The 20,054-nt window shown below is 71.0% G+C and carries 15 protein-coding genes; 13 read left to right on the top strand and 2 right to left on the bottom strand.

The genetic code is table 11. The features are described 5' to 3' along the window. Positions 1-126 precede the first annotated feature (126 nt). From ACH4XV_RS23615 to ACH4XV_RS23565, 11 genes are all read left to right on the top strand, one after another. On the top strand, positions 127-1,344 hold the full coding sequence (locus tag ACH4XV_RS23615) for a SchA/CurD-like domain-containing protein (protein WP_395792842.1): 1,218 nt from the start codon (positions 127-129) through the stop codon (positions 1,342-1,344). Between the two features lie 52 nt (positions 1,345-1,396). Next, positions 1,397-1,813, top strand: a complete 417-nt coding sequence (locus ACH4XV_RS23610; protein WP_395792840.1) for a cupin domain-containing protein — start codon at positions 1,397-1,399, stop codon at positions 1,811-1,813. Continuing rightward, positions 1,810-3,078: a beta-ketoacyl-[acyl-carrier-protein] synthase family protein gene (locus tag ACH4XV_RS23605; RefSeq protein WP_380011732.1), complete on the top strand. Its 1,269-nt coding sequence runs from the start codon at positions 1,810-1,812 to the stop codon at positions 3,076-3,078. Before ACH4XV_RS23610 ends, ACH4XV_RS23605 begins: the two co-directional genes overlap by 4 nt. Then, positions 3,075-4,319, top strand: coding sequence for a beta-ketoacyl synthase N-terminal-like domain-containing protein (locus tag ACH4XV_RS23600; protein ID WP_395792838.1), 1,245 nt, complete (start codon positions 3,075-3,077; stop codon positions 4,317-4,319). Before ACH4XV_RS23605 ends, ACH4XV_RS23600 begins: the two co-directional genes overlap by 4 nt. A gap of 78 nt (positions 4,320-4,397) precedes the next feature. Further along, the gene (locus ACH4XV_RS23595) at positions 4,398-4,652 is read left to right on the top strand and encodes an acyl carrier protein (protein ID WP_395792836.1); all 255 of its coding nucleotides are present in this window, start codon (positions 4,398-4,400) and stop codon (positions 4,650-4,652) included. 1 nt (position 4,653) lies between these two features. Continuing rightward, positions 4,654-5,136: an SRPBCC family protein gene (locus tag ACH4XV_RS23590; RefSeq protein ID WP_395792834.1), complete on the top strand. Its 483-nt coding sequence runs from the start codon at positions 4,654-4,656 to the stop codon at positions 5,134-5,136. Between the two features lie 99 nt (positions 5,137-5,235). After that, positions 5,236-5,568: a TcmI family type II polyketide cyclase gene (locus tag ACH4XV_RS23585; RefSeq protein ID WP_395792832.1), complete on the top strand. Its 333-nt coding sequence runs from the start codon at positions 5,236-5,238 to the stop codon at positions 5,566-5,568. A gap of 52 nt (positions 5,569-5,620) precedes the next feature. Further along, entirely contained in the window at positions 5,621-7,687 is a 2,067-nt protein-coding gene (gene accD, locus ACH4XV_RS23580) for an acetyl-CoA carboxylase, carboxyltransferase subunit beta (protein WP_395792830.1), read from the top strand. Next, complete coding sequence (gene accB / locus ACH4XV_RS23575; protein WP_395792828.1) at positions 7,684-8,310, top strand: acetyl-CoA carboxylase biotin carboxyl carrier protein; 627 nt, start codon at positions 7,684-7,686, stop codon at positions 8,308-8,310. Before accD ends, accB begins: the two co-directional genes overlap by 4 nt. Before the next feature lie 21 nt (positions 8,311-8,331). Then, a complete protein-coding gene (locus ACH4XV_RS23570; RefSeq protein WP_395792826.1) occupies positions 8,332-9,720 on the top strand; it encodes an acetyl/propionyl/methylcrotonyl-CoA carboxylase subunit alpha in 1,389 nt (462 codons plus the stop codon). Positions 9,721-9,791: 71 nt separating this feature from the next. Beyond that, a complete protein-coding gene (locus ACH4XV_RS23565) occupies positions 9,792-10,844 on the top strand; it encodes a nitrous oxide reductase family maturation protein NosD (RefSeq protein ID WP_395792824.1) in 1,053 nt (350 codons plus the stop codon). A 62-nt stretch (positions 10,845-10,906) separates the two neighbouring features. Here the strand turns inward: ACH4XV_RS23565 and ACH4XV_RS23560 are convergent, their stop codons facing one another. Further along, on the bottom strand, positions 10,907-12,400 hold the full coding sequence (locus ACH4XV_RS23560) for a multicopper oxidase family protein (RefSeq protein WP_395792822.1): 1,494 nt from the start codon (positions 12,398-12,400) through the stop codon (positions 10,907-10,909). Positions 12,401-12,643: 243 nt separating this feature from the next. Here ACH4XV_RS23560 and ACH4XV_RS23555 point away from each other — a divergent pair, with 243 nt between their 5' ends. Then, positions 12,644-12,967 carry a chaplin gene (locus ACH4XV_RS23555; protein ID WP_395792820.1) on the top strand — a complete coding sequence of 108 codons (324 nt, stop codon included), beginning with the start codon at positions 12,644-12,646 and terminating at the stop codon, positions 12,965-12,967. A 154-nt stretch (positions 12,968-13,121) separates the two neighbouring features. Here ACH4XV_RS23555 and ACH4XV_RS23550 read toward each other — a convergent pair whose 3' ends face one another. Further along, on the bottom strand, positions 13,122-13,931 hold the full coding sequence (locus ACH4XV_RS23550) for an SAM-dependent methyltransferase (protein WP_380011971.1): 810 nt from the start codon (positions 13,929-13,931) through the stop codon (positions 13,122-13,124). Between the two features lie 262 nt (positions 13,932-14,193). On the opposite strand from ACH4XV_RS23550, the gene ACH4XV_RS23545 reads away from it, so the two are divergent. Then, the gene (locus ACH4XV_RS23545) at positions 14,194-19,974 is read left to right on the top strand and encodes a glycosyl hydrolase family 18 protein (protein WP_395792818.1); all 5,781 of its coding nucleotides are present in this window, start codon (positions 14,194-14,196) and stop codon (positions 19,972-19,974) included. Positions 19,975-20,054 lie beyond the last annotated feature (80 nt).

Here is a 20,054-nt window from a genome sequence, read left to right as displayed (position 1 = left end):
GCGCGACCGACCGCGACCCGCTCGACCTTCCGTTCCCCGGGCGGCGTCGGTGCGACCCGGTCCCCCGGGAGCGCCCTCGGCGGGCGGGCACGACGTTCGGCCGAATCCCATGACCAAAGGACTGACATGGACACCCTCGTCCACTCCACGGCGAATCCCACCGCCGACACCACGTCCAAGCTCCGGGTGCTGCTCATGCTGGAGCTGCACGAAGGGTCGGAGCAACGTTTCCTCGAGGCCTACGAAGGCATCCGCCACCAGGTGGCCGCCGTTCCGGGCCACCTGCGCGACCAGCTGTGCCAGTCCATCGAGGACCCCAGCCAGTGGCTGATCACCAGCGAGTGGGAGGGCGCCTCCCAATACCTGGCGTGGGTGGACAGCCCCGAGCACCAGGTGATGGTCCAGCCGCTGCACGGCTGCGTGCGCGGCACCCGCTCGCTGCGCTTCTCGGTGGCCCGCGAGACAGACCTGCGCGCGCCCGACGGTCCGATGATCACCACCGGGGCCCGCGCGCCGAAGGGCAAGGCGAAGGCCGGCGCCACGCCCAAGGCGAAGGCGGCGGCCGACAAGGCCCGCGTCGCCGCGCCGGCCGCCCCCGGCGTGGTGCGCTGCGCGCTCACCTTCACCGTCAAGCCCGGCAGCGAGGCCGAGGTGGCCCGCATCCTCGCCGGCTACGAGTCGCCCGAGGCCCGGGTCAACCCGACCACCTCGCTGCGCCGCACCTCGGTGTTCATGCTCGGCAACCGCGTCGTACGAGCCATCGAGGTCGAGGGCGACCTGCGCGCCGCGCTGCGCCATGTGGCCGAGCAGCCCCAGGTGCGCGCCGCCGAGGAGGCGCTGAACCCGCACCTGGAGGAGGCGCGCGACCTGAACGACTCCGAGGCCGCCCGCGCGTTCTTCATGCGCTCCTCGCTGGCCGAGGTCTACCACCTGAGCGCGCCGACCAAGAAGTCGGACAAGGCGTCGGGCAAGAAGTCGGACAAGACGGAGACCACCCGCCGCGCGTTCCTGTACCCGGTCCGGCACGGCTGCGGCGAATCCGCCGCGACGCTGCTGCGCCGGCACGACGAGCAGGCGATCGCCGTCGCCGGCGGGCCGATCGCGCACAGCCAGGTCTTCCTGCGCGGCGACACCCTGATCCGCGTGCTGGACCTGCGCGGCCCGGCGGATCAGGACCCGGCGCTGCTGCTCGGCGTCGACCGCCGGGAATCCGCCGCCCGGCTGAGCCGACTGCTCGACCTCGGCGAGGACGGCGAGTTGGACACCGACGAGGGGCTGCGCCGACTGCTCGCCGCGTGCGAGACGACCCCCGTCACCGACCGTCGCGCCGCTCGCGACGCCTGATCCCCCGGGGCGGCGCCCGACGGCGCCGCCCCGCCACTTGGAGGTGGCACAGATGACCACGCAGACCGTACGCATCGTCAACCTGGACGAGATCGAGCCGAACCGCCGCCGCGGCGGTGACCTCCGGGTCACGCTCGGCCCGGCGACCGTCGGCTCGACCAGCGGATTCATGGGCCTGGCCCTGATCGAGCCCGGGGACATGATCGCCGAGCACTACCACCCGTACTCCGAGGAGTTCATCCACGTCGTGGTCGGCTCCATCGAGGTCGACCTGGACGGCGTCACCCACGAACTCCGGCCCGACCAGGGCCTGATGATCCCGAAGAACATGCGCCACCGCTTCCGCAACGTCGGCCGCGTCCAGGCGCGGATGGTCTTCCAACTCGCCCCGCTCGCGCCGCGGCCCGAACTCGGGCACGTCGACACGGAGGGGATCGAACCCGCCGAGACCGTGGGCGCCGACTCTTGAGGCGCCGGGTCGCGGTCACCGGCGTCGGGGTGGTGGCACCCGGTGGGGTGGGTGTCACCGCGTTCTGGGACCTGCTGATGGCGGGCCGCACGGCGACGCGCGGGATCACCTTCTTCGACCCCACCGGGTTCCGCTCCCGGATCGCCGCCGAATGCGACTTCGACCCGATCGCGTGCGGCGTCGACCCCGACCGGGCCCGACGCGCGGACCGCTACGTGCAGTTCGCGCTCGCCGCGGCGGCCGAGGCGGTCCGCGGCAGCGGCCTGGACCGCGACGCCGAGGACCCCTGGCGGATCGGCGTCTCCCTCGGCACCGCCGTGGGCGGCACCACCCGGCTCGAACACGACTACATCGCGGTCAGCGGCCCCGGCAAGACCTGGGCCGTCGACCACCGCAGAGCCGACCCCTTCCTGCACCGGGCCTTCTCGCCGAGCACCCTTGCCGCCGAGGTGGCCGAGGAGTTCGTCGCCAAGGGCCCGGTGCAGACCGTCTCCACCGGCTGCACCTCCGGCCTCGACGCGATCGGCTACGCCGCGCACGCGATCGAGGAGGGCCGCGCAGACGTGTACATCGCCGGCGCCGCCGACTCGCCGATCTCGCCGATCACGGTCGCCTGCTTCGACGCGATCAAGGCCACCTCCACCCGCAACGACGACCCGGCGCACGCCTCCCGGCCGTTCGACGCGGACCGGGACGGATTCGTCCTCGGCGAGGGCGCCGCGGTGCTGATCCTGGAGGAGCTCGAACACGCCCACCGGCGCGGCGCCCATGTGTACTGCGAGGTCGGCGGGTTCGCCACGCGCGGCAACGCACACCACATGACCGGCCTGACCCGCGAGGGCCTGGAGATGTCCGAGGCGATCGACCGCGCACTGGCGGACGCGGAGGTCGCCCCCGACGCCGTCGACTACGTCAACGCGCACGGCTCGGGCACCAAGCAGAACGACCGCCACGAGACCGCGGCCGTCAAGCGCTCGCTCGGCACACACGCACACAAAGTGCCGATGAGTTCGATCAAGTCGATGGTCGGCCACTCGCTCGGCGCCATCGGCGCCATCGAACTCGCCGCGTGCGCCCTGGCGATGGAGCACAAGGCGGTGCCGCCCACGGCCAACTACGAGACGCCGGACCCCGAGTGCGACCTCGACTACGTGCCGGGCACCGCCCGGCCGATGGGCCTGACGACGGTGTTGTCGGTGGGCAGCGGGTTCGGCGGCTTCCAGTCCGCGGTGGTTTTGGACCGTCGGGAGAGGAGACCCCGATGAACGGCTCCACAGCAAGACGCACCGTGGTCACCGGCGTCGGCGTCGTCGCGCCCAACGGCATCGGCGCCGACGTGTTCTGGAAGGCGACCCGCGAGGGCCGCTTCGTGTTGGACCGGATCTCCCGCGAAGGCTGCGACCACCTGCCGCTGACCGTCGCGGGCGAGGTACGCGACTTCGACCCCGCCGCCGTGGTCGAGGAGCGCTACCTGGTCCAGACCGACCGCTTCACCCACTTTGCGCTGGTCGCCGCCGACCAGGCCCTGGCCGACGCGGCACTGGGCCCGACGCCCACCTTCGGCGTCGGGGTGACCACCGCGAGCTGCTCCGGCGGCGGCGAGTTCGGCCAGCGCGAACTGCAGAACCTGTGGGGCAAGGGACCCGGCTTCGTCGGGCCGTACCAGTCGATCGCCTGGTTCTACGCGGCCACCACCGGCCAGATCTCCATCCGCGGCGGCTTCAAAGGCCCCTGCGCGGTGCTGGCCAACGACGAGGCCGGCGGCCTGGACGCGCTCGCGCATGCCGTCCGGACCATCCGCCGAGGCACCGACGCCGTCGTGGTCGGCGCCGCCGAGGCACCGCTCGCCCCGTACTCGATGGTCTGCCAACTCGGCTACGACGCGCTCAGCCTCGCCGCCGACCCCGCACGGGCCTACCTCCCGTTCACCTCCGCCGCCCGAGGCTTCGCCCCCGCCGAGGGCGGCGCGATGTTCGTCGTCGAGGAGGCCGAGTCCGCCCGCCGGCGCGGCGTCCGGATCCGGGCCGAAGTGCTCGGACACGGAGCGACGTTCACCGGCACCTGCGGCTGGGGACCGTCCCGGCACGGACTGGCCCGCGCGATCCGCGACGCGCTCGCCGAGGCCGAATGCGGACCCGCCGACATCGACGTGGTCTTCGCCGACGCGCTCGGCACCCCCGAGGCCGACCACGCCGAAGTACTCGCCCTGTCCGACGCCCTGGGCGCCCGCGCCGCCCGGGTGCCGGTCACCGCGCCCAAGGCCGGCATCGGTCGGGCCTACTGCGGCGCGCCGATGCTCGACTGCGCCGCCGCGATCCTGGCCATGGAACACGGCGTCCTGCCGCCCACCCCGGGCGTGTTCGACGTCTGCCACGACCTCGACCTGGTCACCGGCCGGGCCAGGGCCGCCGAACTGCGCACCGCCCTGGTGCTCAGCCGCGGCCTGATGGGCGGCAACGCCGCACTGGTGCTGCGCCGAGGCGACGGCCGCCCCGACACGCCGTAGCCCACGCGGCGAGTCCGCGGCCGGTACCACCCGTGCCCCTCGCACGCATCATCCGACTCATCCGAAAGGAAGCCCGCGATGAACGGACCGCTCACCCACGAAGTGCTCGCCGAGGTGATGAAGTCATGCGCCGGCGTCACCGCTCAGCCCGAGCAACTGCGGGACCCCGAAGCCACGTTCGAACAGTTCGGCCTCGACTCGCTGGGCCTGCTCGGGATCGTCGCCGAGTTGGAGCGGCGCTACAAGTTCCCGCTCGGCGCGGACGTGGACCAGTGCAAGACCCCGCGCGAGTTTCTGGAAACCACGAATTCGCAACTCACCTCAGGAGTGTGACATGGCCGGCCATACCGACAACGACATCGTCATCGCGGCCCCGTTCGACCTGGTCTGGGACATCACCAACGACGTGGACAACTGGACGAACCTGTTCAGCGAATACGCGTCGGTGGAGGTCCTGGAGCGCGAGGGCAGCAAGGTCACCTTCCGACTGACCATGAAGCCCGACAAGGACGGCAAGATCTGGAGCTGGGTGTCCGAGCGCGAGGCCGACCGCGAGACGCGCACGGTGTGGGCGCGCCGGGTGGAGACCGGGCCGTTCGCGCACATGCACATCCGCTGGGAATACCACGAGGTGCCCGACGGAGTACGGATGCGCTGGGTTCAGGACTTCGCGATGAAGGAGACCGCCCCGGTCGACGACGAGTGGATGACGGACAACATCAACCGCAACTCGCGCGTCCAGCTCGAACTGATCCGGGACCGGATCCAGGAGCGCGCCCGGGAGACGGGCGTAGCGCCCACCGTGCGCACCTGGTGAACCCCCGCGTCGTCGCCCGCCCCGGCGCGACGACGCCCCGCCGGTGGGGCCGCGCGTCTCGCGGCCCCACCGGCCCACCTCTCGACAAGGACGGCAACCATGCACCGCACCCTGATCGTCGCCCGGATGAAGCCCGACTCGGCGACCCCGATCGCCGACATCTTCGCCGCCTCCGACACCGGCGAACTCCCGCACCTGGTCGGTGTCACCGGCCGCAGCCTCTTCCAGTTCGGCGACCTGTACCTGCACCTGATCGAGGCCGACCGGCCCCCCGGGCCCGCGGTCGCGAAGGTCGCCGGACACCCGGAGTTCCGCGACATCAGCGAACGGCTCTCGGCGCATGTGCACGCGTACGACCCGCAGACCTGGCGCTCACCCCAGGACGCGATGGCCCGCGAGTTCTACCGCTGGGAGCGCGACGCGCAGCGGTGACCTCGCCGCCCGCCCCACCGTCCAAGGCCCGACCGTCCAAGGACCTGATGTCATGATCGAGACCCATCCGGTCGAGACCCATCCGGGGCTCACCGTCGACAGCCGACCCGACTGGGTCAAGTGCGGACGCTGCGCCGAACTCGTATACGGCAAACGTTTCACCCGGGACCTGCGGGTGTGCCCCGACTGCGGCGAGCACGCGCGCCTGACGGCGCGTGAACGCCTGGATCAACTCCTCGATCCCGGCTCGGAGATCGCGCTGCGCGCCGACCCCGCACCGCACGATCCGCTCGGCTTCGTCGACTCCCGCCCCTACCCGGAACGGCTGGATCGGGCGCGTGCGGAGACCGGCATGGACGAGGCCGCGGTGTGTGCGCGGGGCACCATTCACGGGCAGCCTGTGGTGGTCGTCGCGATGGACTTCCGTTTCCTTGGCGGCAGTCTGGGTTGCGCGGTGGGCGCGCTGGTCACCGCCGCCGCCGACGAGAGCCTGCGGACGGGGATCCCGCTGCTGCTGATCACCGCCTCGGGCGGGGCGCGCATGCAGGAGGGCGTGCTGTCGCTGATGCAGATGGCCAAGACCGCGCACGCCCTGGAGGAACTGGACGAGGCCGGCGTGTTGGTGTTGTCGCTGATCACGGATCCCACGTACGGCGGGGTGGCCGCCTCGTTCGCGACGTTGGCGGATGTGATCCTGATCGAACCCGGCGCGCGGATGGGCTTCGCCGGGCCACGGGTGATCGAGCAGACCATCGGCGAACGGTTGCCCGAGGGTTTCCAGACCGCCGAATTCCTGCTCGAACACGGGATGGTCGACACGATCGTCGCGCGACCCGCGCTGCGCGCGACGTTGCGGCACTTCCTCGCGGTGGGCGGGGCGAGGGCGGGGCGGCGGGGCGGGGGGAACGACACGATCCTGAACGGGGTCGTGTCGGGTGGGTACGAGTCGGGGGCGAACGGCTCGACGTCGAACGGGGCCGGCCCGGGGGGCGCTACGCCGAACGGGGTCGCTCGGAACGGGTCCGGGACGGATGGGTCTGCCGCGAACGGGTCCGTTGCGAACGGGCGTGCGCGCCATGGGCCGTCGCTCGGTGAGCTTGCGGGGGAGCCCTGGGAGGCTGTTCGGCTGGCGCGGCATGCGGAGCGGCCGACGATGCTCGACTACGCGGGTCGACTCCTGGAGGACTTCCACGAGTTGCACGGGGATCGTATCGGCGCCGACTGTCCCGCGATCGTGGGCGGCATCGGTCGGCTCGACGGTCGGCCGGTGATGCTGATCGGGCATCAGAAGGGCGGCGACAACCTCGCCGAGCGGCAATACCGCAAGTTCGGCATGGCCACCCCGGCCGGCTTCCGCAAGGCGGCCCGGCTGATGCGGCTCGCCGCCAAACTCGGCCTGCCGGTGATCACCCTGGTCGACACGCCGGGAGCCAACCCTGGACCGGACGCCGAACGCGGCGGCCAGGCCGTCGCCATCGCGGAGAACCTGCGCCTGATGGCCCGACTGGCCACCCCCATCGTCACGGTGATCACCGGCGAGGGCGGCAGCGGCGGCGCACTGGCGCTGGCCGTGGCCGACCGGGTGCTGATCGGCGAGCACGGCGTCTACTCGGTGATCAGCCCCGAGGGCTGCGCCGCGATCCTGTGGAAGGACCCGTCGGCGGCTCCCGCCGCGGCGGCGGCGCTTCGTATGGGGCCGCGCGACCTGCTGCGCCTCGGTGTGGTCGACGGGATCGTTCCCGAGCCACCCGGCGGCGCCCACACCGACCCCGGCCGAGCCGCCACACTGCTGCGCACCGCCCTGATCCCCGTCGTCGACGAACTCCTCGCCCTGAACCGCACCCGCCTCCTACGCGAACGCGGCGAACGTTTCCGGAGATTCGGCGCCGCCGAGGCCACCCGCCCCGAGGCCGCTCGTGTCGAAGCCACCCGCGCCGAGACCGTTCGTCCAGAGCATGGTCGGGCCGACTCCGTCGGTGCCGGCTCGGTCCGAGGTGTCTCCGCTCGTACTCGCGCCGCCCGAGCGGAAGTTGCTCCCGGCGCGGCCGTGCGTGTCGAGACGGTCCGCGCGGAGGCCGTCCCCGTCGAAGTTGCTCCTGTCGAAGGAAGTGCCCGATGAGTTCGCCCCATGGACCGTCCCCGGCGCGCGACGCGCACGCCGATGATCGACCCGACCGCCACCCCGCCGGCTACGCCGACGAGCGCTGGGTCAGACCGTTCGATCCCGCGCATGGGTCCGCGCATCCTCGGCCGGCCGCCCCCGAGGCGCCGGGTCCGGTGCGGCCGGCGCCCGTGTCGCCCCGGTGGATCCGGCTGCGCTGTGGCGACACCAGCATCGAGATCGAATGGCCCGAGGCCGCCCCCTCCGGCGCCGCGCCCGCCGTTCCCGGCGCCGCGCCCGTCGCCGCCGTCCCCGGCGAGCAGTCGGCCGAGCCGGACGGCGGACGCCGCTACGTGTCGGCCCCGATGGTCGGCACCTTCTACCACGCTCCCGAGGTGGGCGCGAAGCCGTTCGTCAGCGTCGGCGACACCGTCCGCGCCGGTCAGACGGTGGGCATCCTCGAGGTCATGAAGATGATGAACACCGTCACCGCCGAGGTGTCCGGGCTGGTGGTGGAGGTGCTGGTGGCCGACGCGCAACCGGTCGAGTACCAGGAGCCCCTGCTCGTGATCGACACCGGCGGCGCCGATCCGGACGTAGGCGCCGAGGACCGTCCCGGCGGCTCCCACAACCGGCACTGACGACGACCCGAGGTGGTCCCCGTGTTCTCGACCGTGCTCATCGCCAACCGCGGCGAAATCGCCCTGCGGGTCGCCCGCACCTGCCGCGAAATGGGCATCCGCAGCGTGGCCGTGTACTCCACCGCGGACCGGGAGTCCGCGGTGGTGCGCTTCGCGGACGAGGCCGTGCACATCGGTCCGCCGCCGGCCAGGTCCAGCTATCTCAACATGCCGGCGATCATCGAGGCGGCCCGGCGCACGGGCGCGCAGGCGATCCACCCCGGCTACGGATTCCTGTCCGAGGACCCCGACTTCGCCGAGATCTGCGAGGCGAACGGGATCACCTTCATCGGCCCGCCGCCGCACGTGATGCAGCGGCTCGGCGACAAGAGCGAGGCGCGCACGGTGATGGCCGCGGCCGGACTGCCGGTACTCCCGGGCAGCGACGGCGCGTTGAGTTCACCGATGGAGGCCGCCGAGATCGCCGCGCGCGTCGGCTATCCCGTGATCCTCAAGGCGGTGGCGGGCGGTGGCGGTCGCGGGATGAGCGTGGTCCGCGACCCGGACGAGCTGGCCTGGGCCTACCAGGACACCCGCGCCCGGGCACGAGCCGTCTTCGGTGACGAACGGCTCTACCTGGAGCGCTACATCGACAGCGCCCGGCACATCGAGGTGAAGGTGTTGTGCGACGGCCGCGGCGGCGCCGTGCACCTGGGCGAGCGGGACTGCTCCGCGCAGCGCAGGCACCAGAAGCTGGTCGAGGAGTCGCCCGCCCCGAACCTGCCGGCCGAGACGCGCGAGGCGATGTGCGCGGCGGCGCTGCGCGGGGCGACGGCGGTCGGCTACGTGGGCGCGGGCACCTTCGAGTTCGTGGTCACGCCCGCGAACCGGTTCCACCTGCTGGAGATCAACTGCCGGATCCAGGTGGAGCATCCGGTCACCGAGATGGTCACCGGCGTGGACATCGTGCGCGAACAGCTCGCCATCGCCGCCGGTGCGCCGCTGACGTTCGGTCAGGACGACGTGGTCCCGCGCGGGGTGGCGATCGAGTGCCGGATCAACGCCGAGGATCCGGCCCGGGCCTTCGCGCCGAGGCCGGGCCGGCTGGCGGAGTTCGTGCCGCCCGGCGGTCCGTGCGTGCGGATCGACACGCACGCCTATCCGGGCTGGACGGTCGGTCCGGACTACGACTCGCTGCTCGCCAAGGCGATCGTCTGGGCACCCGACCGGGAGCGGGCCATCGCGCGCGCCGAGCGGGCTCTGGGCGAATTCCGGGTGGCCGGCGGCGGGGTACAGACCACGCTGGGCTTCCTGCGGCGACTGCTGGCGCACCCGAGCTTCCGAGCCGGCGAACACACCACGGACCTGGTGGACACGATGACCTCGGACGTCACCGAGTCCGCCCCGGCCGAGCCCGTTCCGGTGCCGTGAGGCCCCGAGGCCCTGCGGCGCGACCCGATTCCCCTACCCGTTCCCGCACAAGCGAAGGCGGATCTTTCCCCATGCACCCCATGCACGCACTGCCCGTACAGCGGCTGCTTCCCCTCGGCTGTGTCACCGCGCTCACGATCCTCGGCTCGGTGTTGGCGCCGACCGCGCAGGCGGAGACCCGGCATGTCGTCCATCCGGGCGAGTCGATCCAGGCGGCGGTGGACGCCGCCGCGCCCGGGGACACCATCGAGGTGGCGCCCGGTACGTACACCGGCAGCGTCCTGGTCCGCACCGATCGGCTGACGATTCGCGGGGCGGGCGAGCGTACGGTGCTCACCCCGGGCGAGGCGGAGGCGACGAACGAGTGCGCGGTGGCCGGGAACGGGCTGTGCGTGGTCGGCACGGCCGAGCACCGGGTCGCGGACGTGCGGATCCAGTCGTTGACCGTCACCGGCTTCACCAAGACCGGCGTGATGGGCAGCGGCACCGAACGTATGCGGGTTCGCCGGGTGTTCGCACATCACAACGGCGAACACGGGATCGGCCAGGAGAACTCGGTTCAGGGCGAACTCACCGACAACACCGCCGAGGACAACGGCCAGGCGGGGCTGTTCCTGGCGGACACCGCCGACGCGATGGGCGCGAGCATCGCCCGCAACCACTCCGCCGGCAACCGGCTCGGCGTACTGATCCGGCGCGGGCGGGAGTTGTCGATCGAGCAGAACGAACTGACCGGGAACTGCGCCGGGGTGTTCATCGTGGGCGACGACAAGGAACCCGCCGCCGGGCCGCTGGCGATCCGGGGCAATCGCATCGACGAGAACAACAGGTATTGCCCGCCGAATCCGCGGCTGGCCTTCATCCAGGGTTCCGGCATCGTGCTCACCGGCGCCCGGGAGACGCAGGTGACGGACAATCAGGTGCGGGACAACCAGGGGGAGTCGCCGATGTCGGGCGGCATCGTGGTGATGCCCAGCCAGGCCGGGCGCCCGACCGTGGGCAATGTGATCCGGGGCAACGTGGTGACGGGCAACGCGCCTTCCGACCTGGCGTACCGGGTCACCGAGATCAACACGTTCGAGGCGAACGTGTGTGAGCGGTCCGAGCCCGCCGGGCACTGCTGACGGGTTGTCGGGAGGGACCGACCCGCCCGGGCCGGAGGCGCGTCGGGCGTCTTTGGCCCGGGTCAGTGCTGTTCGGAGGCCATGCCGGGCATGATCGTGTCGGGTGGGGTGTCGCCGTAGCCGAGGGTGGCCATCATGCCCAACTCGCTGTGGTAGACGTTGTGGCAGTGCAGCATCCACTCGCCGGGGTTGTCGGCGAGCAGGTCCACGGTGACGGTTTCCCGGGGGCGGACCACCACGGTGTCCTTGCGCGGGCCGCCACCGCCGGGCCGGCGCACCCGGAAGGTGTGTCCGTGCAGGTGGACGGGATGCCAGATGCGGGAGTCGTTGGTGAAGGACAGGCGGACCCGTTCGCCGTGGGCGACCGCCACGCGCAGCGATGTGTCGTCGGACGCGTCCGCCGTGCCGATCGTCCACGACGTGCCGCGCGCACCACCGGTGCGCAGCACCAGGTCCACCTCGCGGGCCGGTTCGTCGCCCGGGTCGACCGACGGGTCGGCGGTCAGGTCGGCGAGGTCGAGCACTCGGCGATCCAGTTCCGGAACGACGACCGAGGCCGGCGGGGCGTCGCCGGTCGAGGTGCGGACCACCGCGAAGGCCCGGGCGTTCTTCCCCTCCGCGGCGGCGACCAGCGGGAACACCCCGTCGTCGAGGGTGACCAGCACGTCGTAGCGCTCGCCCATCCCGATCAGCAGCGTGTCCACCCGCACCGGCAGCACCGGGAAGCCGTCGGTGTGGGTGACGGTCAGCCGGTGGCCGCCCAGCGCGACCCGGAACGCCGTGTCCGCCCCGGCGTTGATCAGGCGCAGGCGGACCCGCCGGCCCGGTGCCTCCTCGAACACCTCCGGGGCCTCCGGGGCGCGGCCGTTGATCAGGTAGTGCGGGTAGGCGACGTGTCCGGCGCTGCCGCCGAGGAGGGTGCTGCGCAGGTTCTGCGGCGGCCTGGGGTTGCCGCGCAGTTCCGTCAGCACCGCGTCCGGGTCGGTGCCGGTGCCGTCGATCCAGTCGTCGAGCACGACGGTCCACTCCGCGTCGTAGGACAGCGGCTCGGCCGGGTCCTCGACCACCAGCGCGCCGTAGAGCGCGCGGTCGAGTTGGGTGCCCACGTGCGAGTGGTAGAAGTACGTGCCCGGGTCGGGCACGACGAAGCGGTAGTCGAAGCCGCCGCCCGGCGCAACCGGGGCCTGGCTGAACCCGGGGGCGCCGTCCATCCGCTGATCGATCCGTACCCCGTGCCAGTGCACCGTGGTGCCCTGCGGCAGGTCGTTGCGCAGGTGCGCGGTCACGGTGGCGCCGGCCGTGACGCGGATCTCCGGGCCGGGGACGCGGTCGCCGAACCCCCAGGTGGCCACCTCGCGCGCGCCCAGGTCGACCGTGGTCGGCGCGGCCGTGAGCAGGACCGCGACATCGGCGGCCGAGCCGGCGCGGGAAACGGGCGCGAGGGTGGCGGGGGCGCCGGGGCGGAACCGGGTGCCGGTGCCGGCGGCGAGCAGCGCGGCGGTGCCGGCCGTACCGAGCAGCAGCGAACGGCGGGTGGGGTGGGAGGGGACAGGCAACGGTGCGGCCCTGCTTCCTGAGGTCGACTCGCGACGGGGCGTCGGCCGCCGGGGTGCCGGCGGGATCCGGCGCCAGTACCCCGCCCCGGTCCGGCGAACACGCCTTGGCGCCGGGCCACTCCGTCGGCCGCGATCCGTGCCGCCGGTCGGGTGAACGAGCGCGAACGCCAGTTGCCTCCTGGGATTCCCCTCGTTGCACCGGTCGATCGCGCCACCCGCGGCGCCATCCGAAACGGAGATCACATGTACACGCTCAAGAAGACGGCCTCCGTGGCCGCCGGTGTCGCAGCTCTCGTCATGGCCGGTGCCGGCGTCGCCAGCGCCGGGTCCGAGGCGAACGGCGCGGCGGTCGGCTCGCCCGGCGTGTTGTCCGGCAACAACATCCAGGTCCCGATCCACGTGCCGATCAACATCTGCGGCAACACGATCAACATCGTCGGGCTGCTCAACCCGGCGATCGGCAACGTCTGCGCGAACGTCGACGGCGCCGACGAGAAGCACGGCCAGCACGAGGCGCCGCACCACGGTGACCACCACGAGGCCCCGCACCACGGTCAGCACGGCTGATCCGAGGTTCGTGCCGTCCGTCCTCCGCTGACGGCGCGTGACACCGCAGTACCGGCGGCCCCTCGATGCGGACGGATCCGAGGGGCCGCCACACGCGGCCGGTGGCGGCGCTCCCCCTGCGGCGCGGCCCCGGCTTCGTCGTATGCGCGACGGGCTACGGTTTGCGGCCCACCGCGCCCCACATGGCCACCTCGGGGGCGCGGACCCCGGTATCCGGCCGCCAGTGCGAACAGGTGACGACACCCGGTTCGAGCAGTTCCAGGCCGTCGAAGAAGCGGGCGATGCCCTCTGGTGAGCGCTGCTTGAGCTTGGGCGTGCCGTGCTCGTTCCAGAACGCCACCGCGTCGTCCACGTCCGGCGGCGCCGGCGGACTGGTCACCGTGTGGGACAGCGCGAGATGGCTGCCGGACGGAAGCGCGTCCAGGAGGCGGCGTACCGTGCCGTAGGCCTCGTCGTCGTCGTTCACGAAGATGATCACGCCGAGCAGGACCAGGGCGATGGGTTGGTCGAAGTCGAGGGTCTTCGACGCCCTGGCCAGGATCTCGTCGACGTCGCGCAGATCGGCGTCGATGTAGCGGGTGGCCCCTTCCGGACTGCTGGTCAGCAGCGCCCGGGCGTGCACCAGTACCAGGGGATCGTTGTCGACGTAGACGATGCGGGACTCCGGCGCCACGCTCTGCGCGATCTCGTGGGTGTTCCCGGCCGTCGGCAGTCCGGTGCCGATGTCGAGGAACTGCCGGATGCCCAGATCGCGAGCCAGGTAGCGGATCGCCCGACCGAGGAACTGCCGGTCGGCGAGGGCGTAATCGCGGGTGCCGGGGTGGATCGCGGCGATCTGATCGCCGGTCTCCCGGTCCACGGGGTAGTTGTCCTTGCCGCCCAGCCAGTAGTTCCACACCCGGGCGGTATGGGCCACCTCGGTGTCGATCTTCCGCTCTGGTAAAGCCGATTCGGCGTCGGGCATGAACTCGGCCACGAACTCTCAACTCCGGATGCCGTGTGGGGTGGTCCAGGCCAATCTAGGGGCCGTTCGACCCGAGGCGGCAGGCGTGGCGGTGAATCTTCCGTCACGGTCGGCAAAGTTTTCCGGGTGACGGCGGAACGACCCGTTTCGGTAAGGCTGTTCGGCGCCGAGCCGAGGTGGGTGTTCAGTACCCGGGCAGTCGATGCCGAGCGCCGCCCCATACTCTCCTTCGGTCGTTATCTCGACAAGGAGAGGTACGGAAATGGTTCGGATTCGTCTCGGCGCGCAGCTACGCGCGTCGACCTTATGGGCCCGCCGACGCGGCAAACGTTCGCGACTGGTTGCCGCCGGTGCGCTGGGCGCGCTGTTGCTGGGACCGCAGATGGTGCCGCCGGCGGTGGCGGCACCGACGGCGGAGGTCGGGACGGCGCAGGTCAACGCGGCAGTGCAACCGGGTCGGTTCGTCACCTGGAACATGCAGGGTCGTTCCGGGGACGGCCCGGATACGTCCAAGTGGCCGGTGGTCGACGGCCTGAAGGGCGATGCGGACCTCATCGCGCTGCAAGAGGCCGGAACCGAAAGACCCGACGGTGGGCAGCTTCTGAACCGGTACCGGAACTATGAGGACGAGGAAGTGGGCGACGCGGTCGACGTCCCCGAGGATGCCGACGATGGGGCCGTGAACAACGATCCCAATCTGCCGCCGCTCAGGTATGACCTGACCGAGACCAAAGTGGGTCGTGACGGGGGGCGCAACTCCGGCTACCTGTACTTCCTGAAGATCCATCCCCTTCAGAGGCCCTTGCCGAACGGCAACATCCCGCGGATCAACCCGCGAGGCGTCCGGACCTCGATGGCGATCTGGTCGAGACAAGAGGCGGACGGTTTCGGCGCCGTCTTCGACCCGGCGCGCAACCGCAGCCGGCCCGCGCTCGGACTGCGCTTCGGGGACAACTGGGTGTTCAATGTGCATACCGCCGCCATTCGGAGCGAACGCACGCCCAATCCGCATGCCTTGGGCCTGCTCGGGGCCATCCGGGCCGGCGTCGGAGAGGACAACTGGGCCGTTCTCGGCGACTTCAACAGTCTTGCGGACACATTCCCGGAGAATCAGGGCATCCGACTCTTCGCCCGCCGAGGCGGCGTCGCCACGAACCCGGCGCAGATGACCCATCGCTCGGGGTACCCGCTGGACTTCATGGTGGTGGCCGGGCAGCGCGGCGATGTGAACGTGTCCGTGGGCAACGACATCGGCTCGGATCATTTTCCGGTCCGCATCGCACCGCCGGGACCGGTGGACTGCACCAGATGGAACCACACCACGCGCTATCGAGCCGCAGGTGTTCGCGACGAGGCATCGAGCCCCCGGGCGGGCGCCGCGGACGCCGAGGATCCGAACTGCTCGACCGACGGACGACCCACCGCCGCGGTGTCGTTGGGCGACAGCTACATCTCCGGTGAGGCGGGCCGCTGGGCCGGCAACGCGGATACCGGCGAGGCCGGGTACTGGGGCACCGACCGGGGCGACTCCGTGTACGGCAACACCAAGTACGACGGCGGCAACGGGTGCGAGCGCTCCGACGTCGCCGAGATCAACAGTGCGGCTCTGGCCGTCGATCGCCGGATCAATCTGGCCTGTTCCGGCGCCGAGACGAAGAACCTGCTCACCGACGCGTTCAAGGGTGAGCGACCACAGGTGGAGCAACTCGCCGATGTGGCCAAGGACAACAGGGTCACGCTGATCGCGGTTTCGATCGGCGGCAACGACCTGAAATTCGCCGACGTCCTGGCGAGTTGCGGCAAGGCGTTCTTCAACCTCGGGCCCGATTGCGAGAATCGCGGAGGCACGGGCTGGGAGAAGGCTCTCGAAACCTCGCTGCCCGACACGCAGCAGAAGGTCTCGGCGACACTCGCGGCGATTCGCGACGTGATGCGCCGGGCCGGACAGTCGGACACCTCGTATCGCCTGGTGCTCCAGTCCTACCCGACACCGCTGCCCCGGGCCGCCGACAACCGCTACGAGAATTCCATCAAGCCGCGCTACTCGCAGGGCGGTTGCCCGTTCACCGACGCCGCCTCGGATTGGGCGGTCGAGTCGGTGGTGCCGCGGATCACCTCGATGCTGCGTGCGGCGGCGACCACCGCCGACGCCGAATTCCTGGACTTGACCAAGGCGTTCGCCGGACACGAATTGTGTGCCAAGAACGCCCGCCAGGCCGGCGGGACGGATGCCAACGGGGTGCCCGGGGCCGAGGCCGAGTGGGTGCGTTGGGTGCCGTACCTGGCGGGTGTACCGATCCCGGAGCCGCACCAGCAGGGCGACTACCGCGAGGCGGTGCACCCGAACAGCTTCGGCCAGCAGGCGATCGGGGCTTGCCTGGCCGCGCTGGCCAACCGGGAACCGGACTGGACCAGGCGCGAATTCCGCTGCACCAACACACCGGGCAAGGGGCCGGACGGCGTGACCGGTGAACCCGTCTCGCCGAGCTACGTGGAGGAGGGGTGGGTCCGGCTGCGCAACGCCGAGACCGGCGAGTACCTGCGCCCATACGAACCCGGCTCCAAGTGGGTGGTCACCGGCCCGTCCGGCGAGGCCGGCCGGGAGTGGTTCATGGCCAACGGCCAGGCCGGCATGGTGACGCTGCGGAGCAACCAGAACAACTACCTACGTGGCGACGGTGGCGCGTCCTGGCAGTGGGCCGCGCTCGGCGACTCGGCCGAGTGGTTCACTTCGGACGACGCGGTCGGCGGCGCCCGGCAACTGAAGTTCGTGGACATCATGCAGGGGCTGCCCGCCACGTTCTGCCTGGCGCACAGCACCTCGCGGCCCACCCACTGGGCGAGTGGGGATCCGTGCAGTGATGCCAAGAACCAGCGCTGGTGGATCGAGCGGGTCGGCGCTTCGCCGCCCCCACCGCCGCCTCCGCTGGAGCGTGCCACCACTTGGACCCGGGTCGTCGATCGTGGACTGGTCACCAACCGGGTCAGCACCAAGTGCATCGACGTGGACACCCGGGATGCCGACGGTCGGCGTGACGGAGGTCGGATTCACCAGTGGGGCTGTGGCGGCTGGGACAACCAGCAGTGGGACCTGCGGCCGCGACACGGCGACGGGTCGATGGAGATGGTCAGTCGCTACAGCGGCAAGTGCCTGGACCTGGACGTGGGGTCCGGACGCATCCAGCAGTGGGGCTGCGGTGGGGGCAACAACCAGCAGTGGTTCCCCGACGGTGAGCAGTTCCGCAACAAGCACTCCAACACGTGTCTGGCGGCGCGCGATGGTGCCGACGGCAGCGAACTGACCATGGGTCCGTGCCTGGCCTCCCCGGTGTGGGACGGCGACGCGGGCGACCCCTTCGACGCGGGCGACGGACGTTTCGACGACGGCGGGGCGCGACCGGCCCGACCGGCCGATCAGGCGGCGTGCCGACCGGACGGGATGCAGCCGACGCAGGGTGTGGCGACGCGCTACTGCGACGTGTACCAGGGCGACGGGCGCGAATGGCTCGGCCAGGACCGCGGCAGGCGGGTGGTCGGCTACTTCACCTCTTGGCGCACCGGGGCCGACAACTCCCCGCGCTACCTGGTGAAGAACATCCCCTGGAACAAGGTCACCCACGTCAACTACGCCTTCGCGAAGGTGGAGGACAACCGGATCTCGGTCGGCGACGTGAACGACCCGAACAACCCGTCGACGGGGATGACCTGGCCCGGGGTGACCGGCGCCGAGATGGACCCGGCGCTGCCGTACAAGGGGCACTTCAACCTGCTCACCCGCTACAAGCGCGACCATCCCCGGGTGAAGACGCTGATCTCGGTGGGTGGTTGGGCCGAATCGCGCGGCTTCTACCGGATGACGACGAACGACGACGGGACGGCCAACCAGCCGGCCATCGACACGTTCGCCGACTCGGTCACCGAATTCCTGGCCCGTTACGGGTTCGACGGGGTCGACATCGACTACGAATACCCGTCGGCGCTGCCGCAGTCCGGCAACCCGGACGACTGGCCGGTCTCCGACCCGGTGCGCGGTGGGCTGAACAAGAGCTACGACGCGCTGATGAAGACGCTGCGGGAGCGGCTGGACACGTCGGGCGCCGACCGCGGTCGATACCTGCTGCTCACCTCCGCGGCGTCCTCGTCGGGATATCTGGTGCGTGGTCAGGAGAACCAACCAGCGCTCCAGTACCAGGACTTCATCAATGTGATGTCCTACGACCTGCACGGTTCGTGGAACTCGTTCGTGGGTCCGCAGGCACCGCTGTACGACGACGGGCGGGACGCCGAACTGGCCGCCGCCGGAATCTACAACGACCGGGACCCGAATACGAAGGACTTCCAGAAGAACGGCTACTTCAACGTCGACTGGTCCTACCACTACTACCGGGGCGCGCTCCCACCCGGCCGGATCAACCTGGGCATGCCGTACTACACGCGCGGCTGGAAGGATGTCCAGGGCGGCACCGACGGGCTGTGGGGCAGTTCGGTGAAGACGGACCAGGGTGCCTGTTCGCCCGGGACCGGTGACAACGGCGGGAAGAGCAAGTGCGGTTCCGGCGCGATCGGGATCGACAACCTGTGGCACGACACCGACCGGGGCCGCGAGGTGGCGGCGGGCTCCAACCCGCTGTGGCACGCGAAGAACCTGGAGAACAACATCCAGCCCCGCTACATGGGCCGCTACGGGCTCACCCCGGACCGGGACGCGGACGACCGCATGTCCGGTACGTACGCCCGCAGGTGGGACGACACGCTGAAGGCGTCCTGGTTGTGGAACGCGGAGAAGCGGGTGTTCCTGTCCACCGAGGACGAACAGTCCATCGATACCAAGGTCCAATACGTCAAGGACAACGGTATCGGCGGGGTGATGTTGTGGGAGATGGCCGGCGACTACGCGCGGCGCGACAACGGCGAATACGGCATGGGGTACGACCTGACCAGCCGGATCGACGGGGCGCTGCGGGGCACCTCCGGCTACGGTGACACGCGCGCGGGACGGCCGATGCCGCCGCAAAGCGTGGACGTGAAGGTGCAGTTGGTCGACTACCCGAGCACCGAGATGTATCCGATGCAGCCCAAGCTGCGGATCACCAACGACTCGGCGGTCACGCTCGCCCAGGGCACCGAGATCGCGTTCGACATCCCCACCTCGACGCCGCCGGTGCTCAAGGACGACAACTACAAGGAGATGCCGATCATCCGACCCGGGCGCACCGGGCCCAACGTCGGCGGCCTCGGCGCCGACTTCCATCGGATCACCGTCAAGCTGGAGAAGTGCCAGGACATCCCGCCGGGGAAGAGCCTGGACATCGGGATCAAGTATTACCTGCCGATCACCGGGCCGGCGAACGTCACCGTGAAGGTGGGGGATTGGGAGTTCGGCGTCACCACGGAGAACCGGCGCGCCGTCACCGGCGTGCAGCCGCCCGAGCCCGAGGCGGGCACCTGCTCGGCCCCCGAGTGGAAGTCGGGCACCGCGTACAGCCCGACCGGCGGGCGGTTGTGGTCGCCCTGGAACAAGGGCGCCAAGGGCTGGCAGTTCGAGTATCAGGGCAAGCTCATGGACCACTACCCGGACCAGTCCCGGGTGCACCTGATCGAGCCGATCGAGAGCAACACCAACCAGTACTGGCAGGTCACCGACGCGGGTGGGGGCTGGTATCGGATCGTCAACGGGAACCGCTGCCTGACCGCCACCACCGGGGGGAAGGACCTGTCCACCACCGGGTGTGACGGCAGTGATCGGCAGAAGTGGCGGTTCGTCCCGGTCGACCTGCAAACGGGAGCGGAGGGCACGCCCGGCGGTCCCGCGCACGGTGTGGCGGCCAAGTTGCGTTCGGCGAGCGGGTTCGACGCCGAGGCGCAGAACGGCAGCGCGGAGCGCGAGACGCACGTGCTGGCGGGTGATCCCGCCGGTTCGTCGGCGGCGTTCGTGTCCTGGCAGGGCTACTTCTGGTACGCCCAGTGGTACACCACGGTCGAACCCGGACTGGCCGAGCCCAACGGCGGCCGGCCGTGGCGACGGCTGGGGGCGACGCCCTGAGCGGGGTGAGCAGTGGCTGACCTCGCGCGTCAGCCGGTGGTTCGGGCCCGGGTCGGAGTCTCTCCGACCCGGTTTCGAGC

The sequence above is a fragment of the Embleya sp. NPDC020630 genome (genome assembly GCF_044334985.1).
Lineage (GTDB): Bacteria > Actinomycetota > Actinomycetes > Streptomycetales > Streptomycetaceae > Embleya.
The sequence above is the reverse complement of the archived record's forward strand: the minus strand, read 5'-3'. Positions and strand labels throughout refer to the sequence as shown.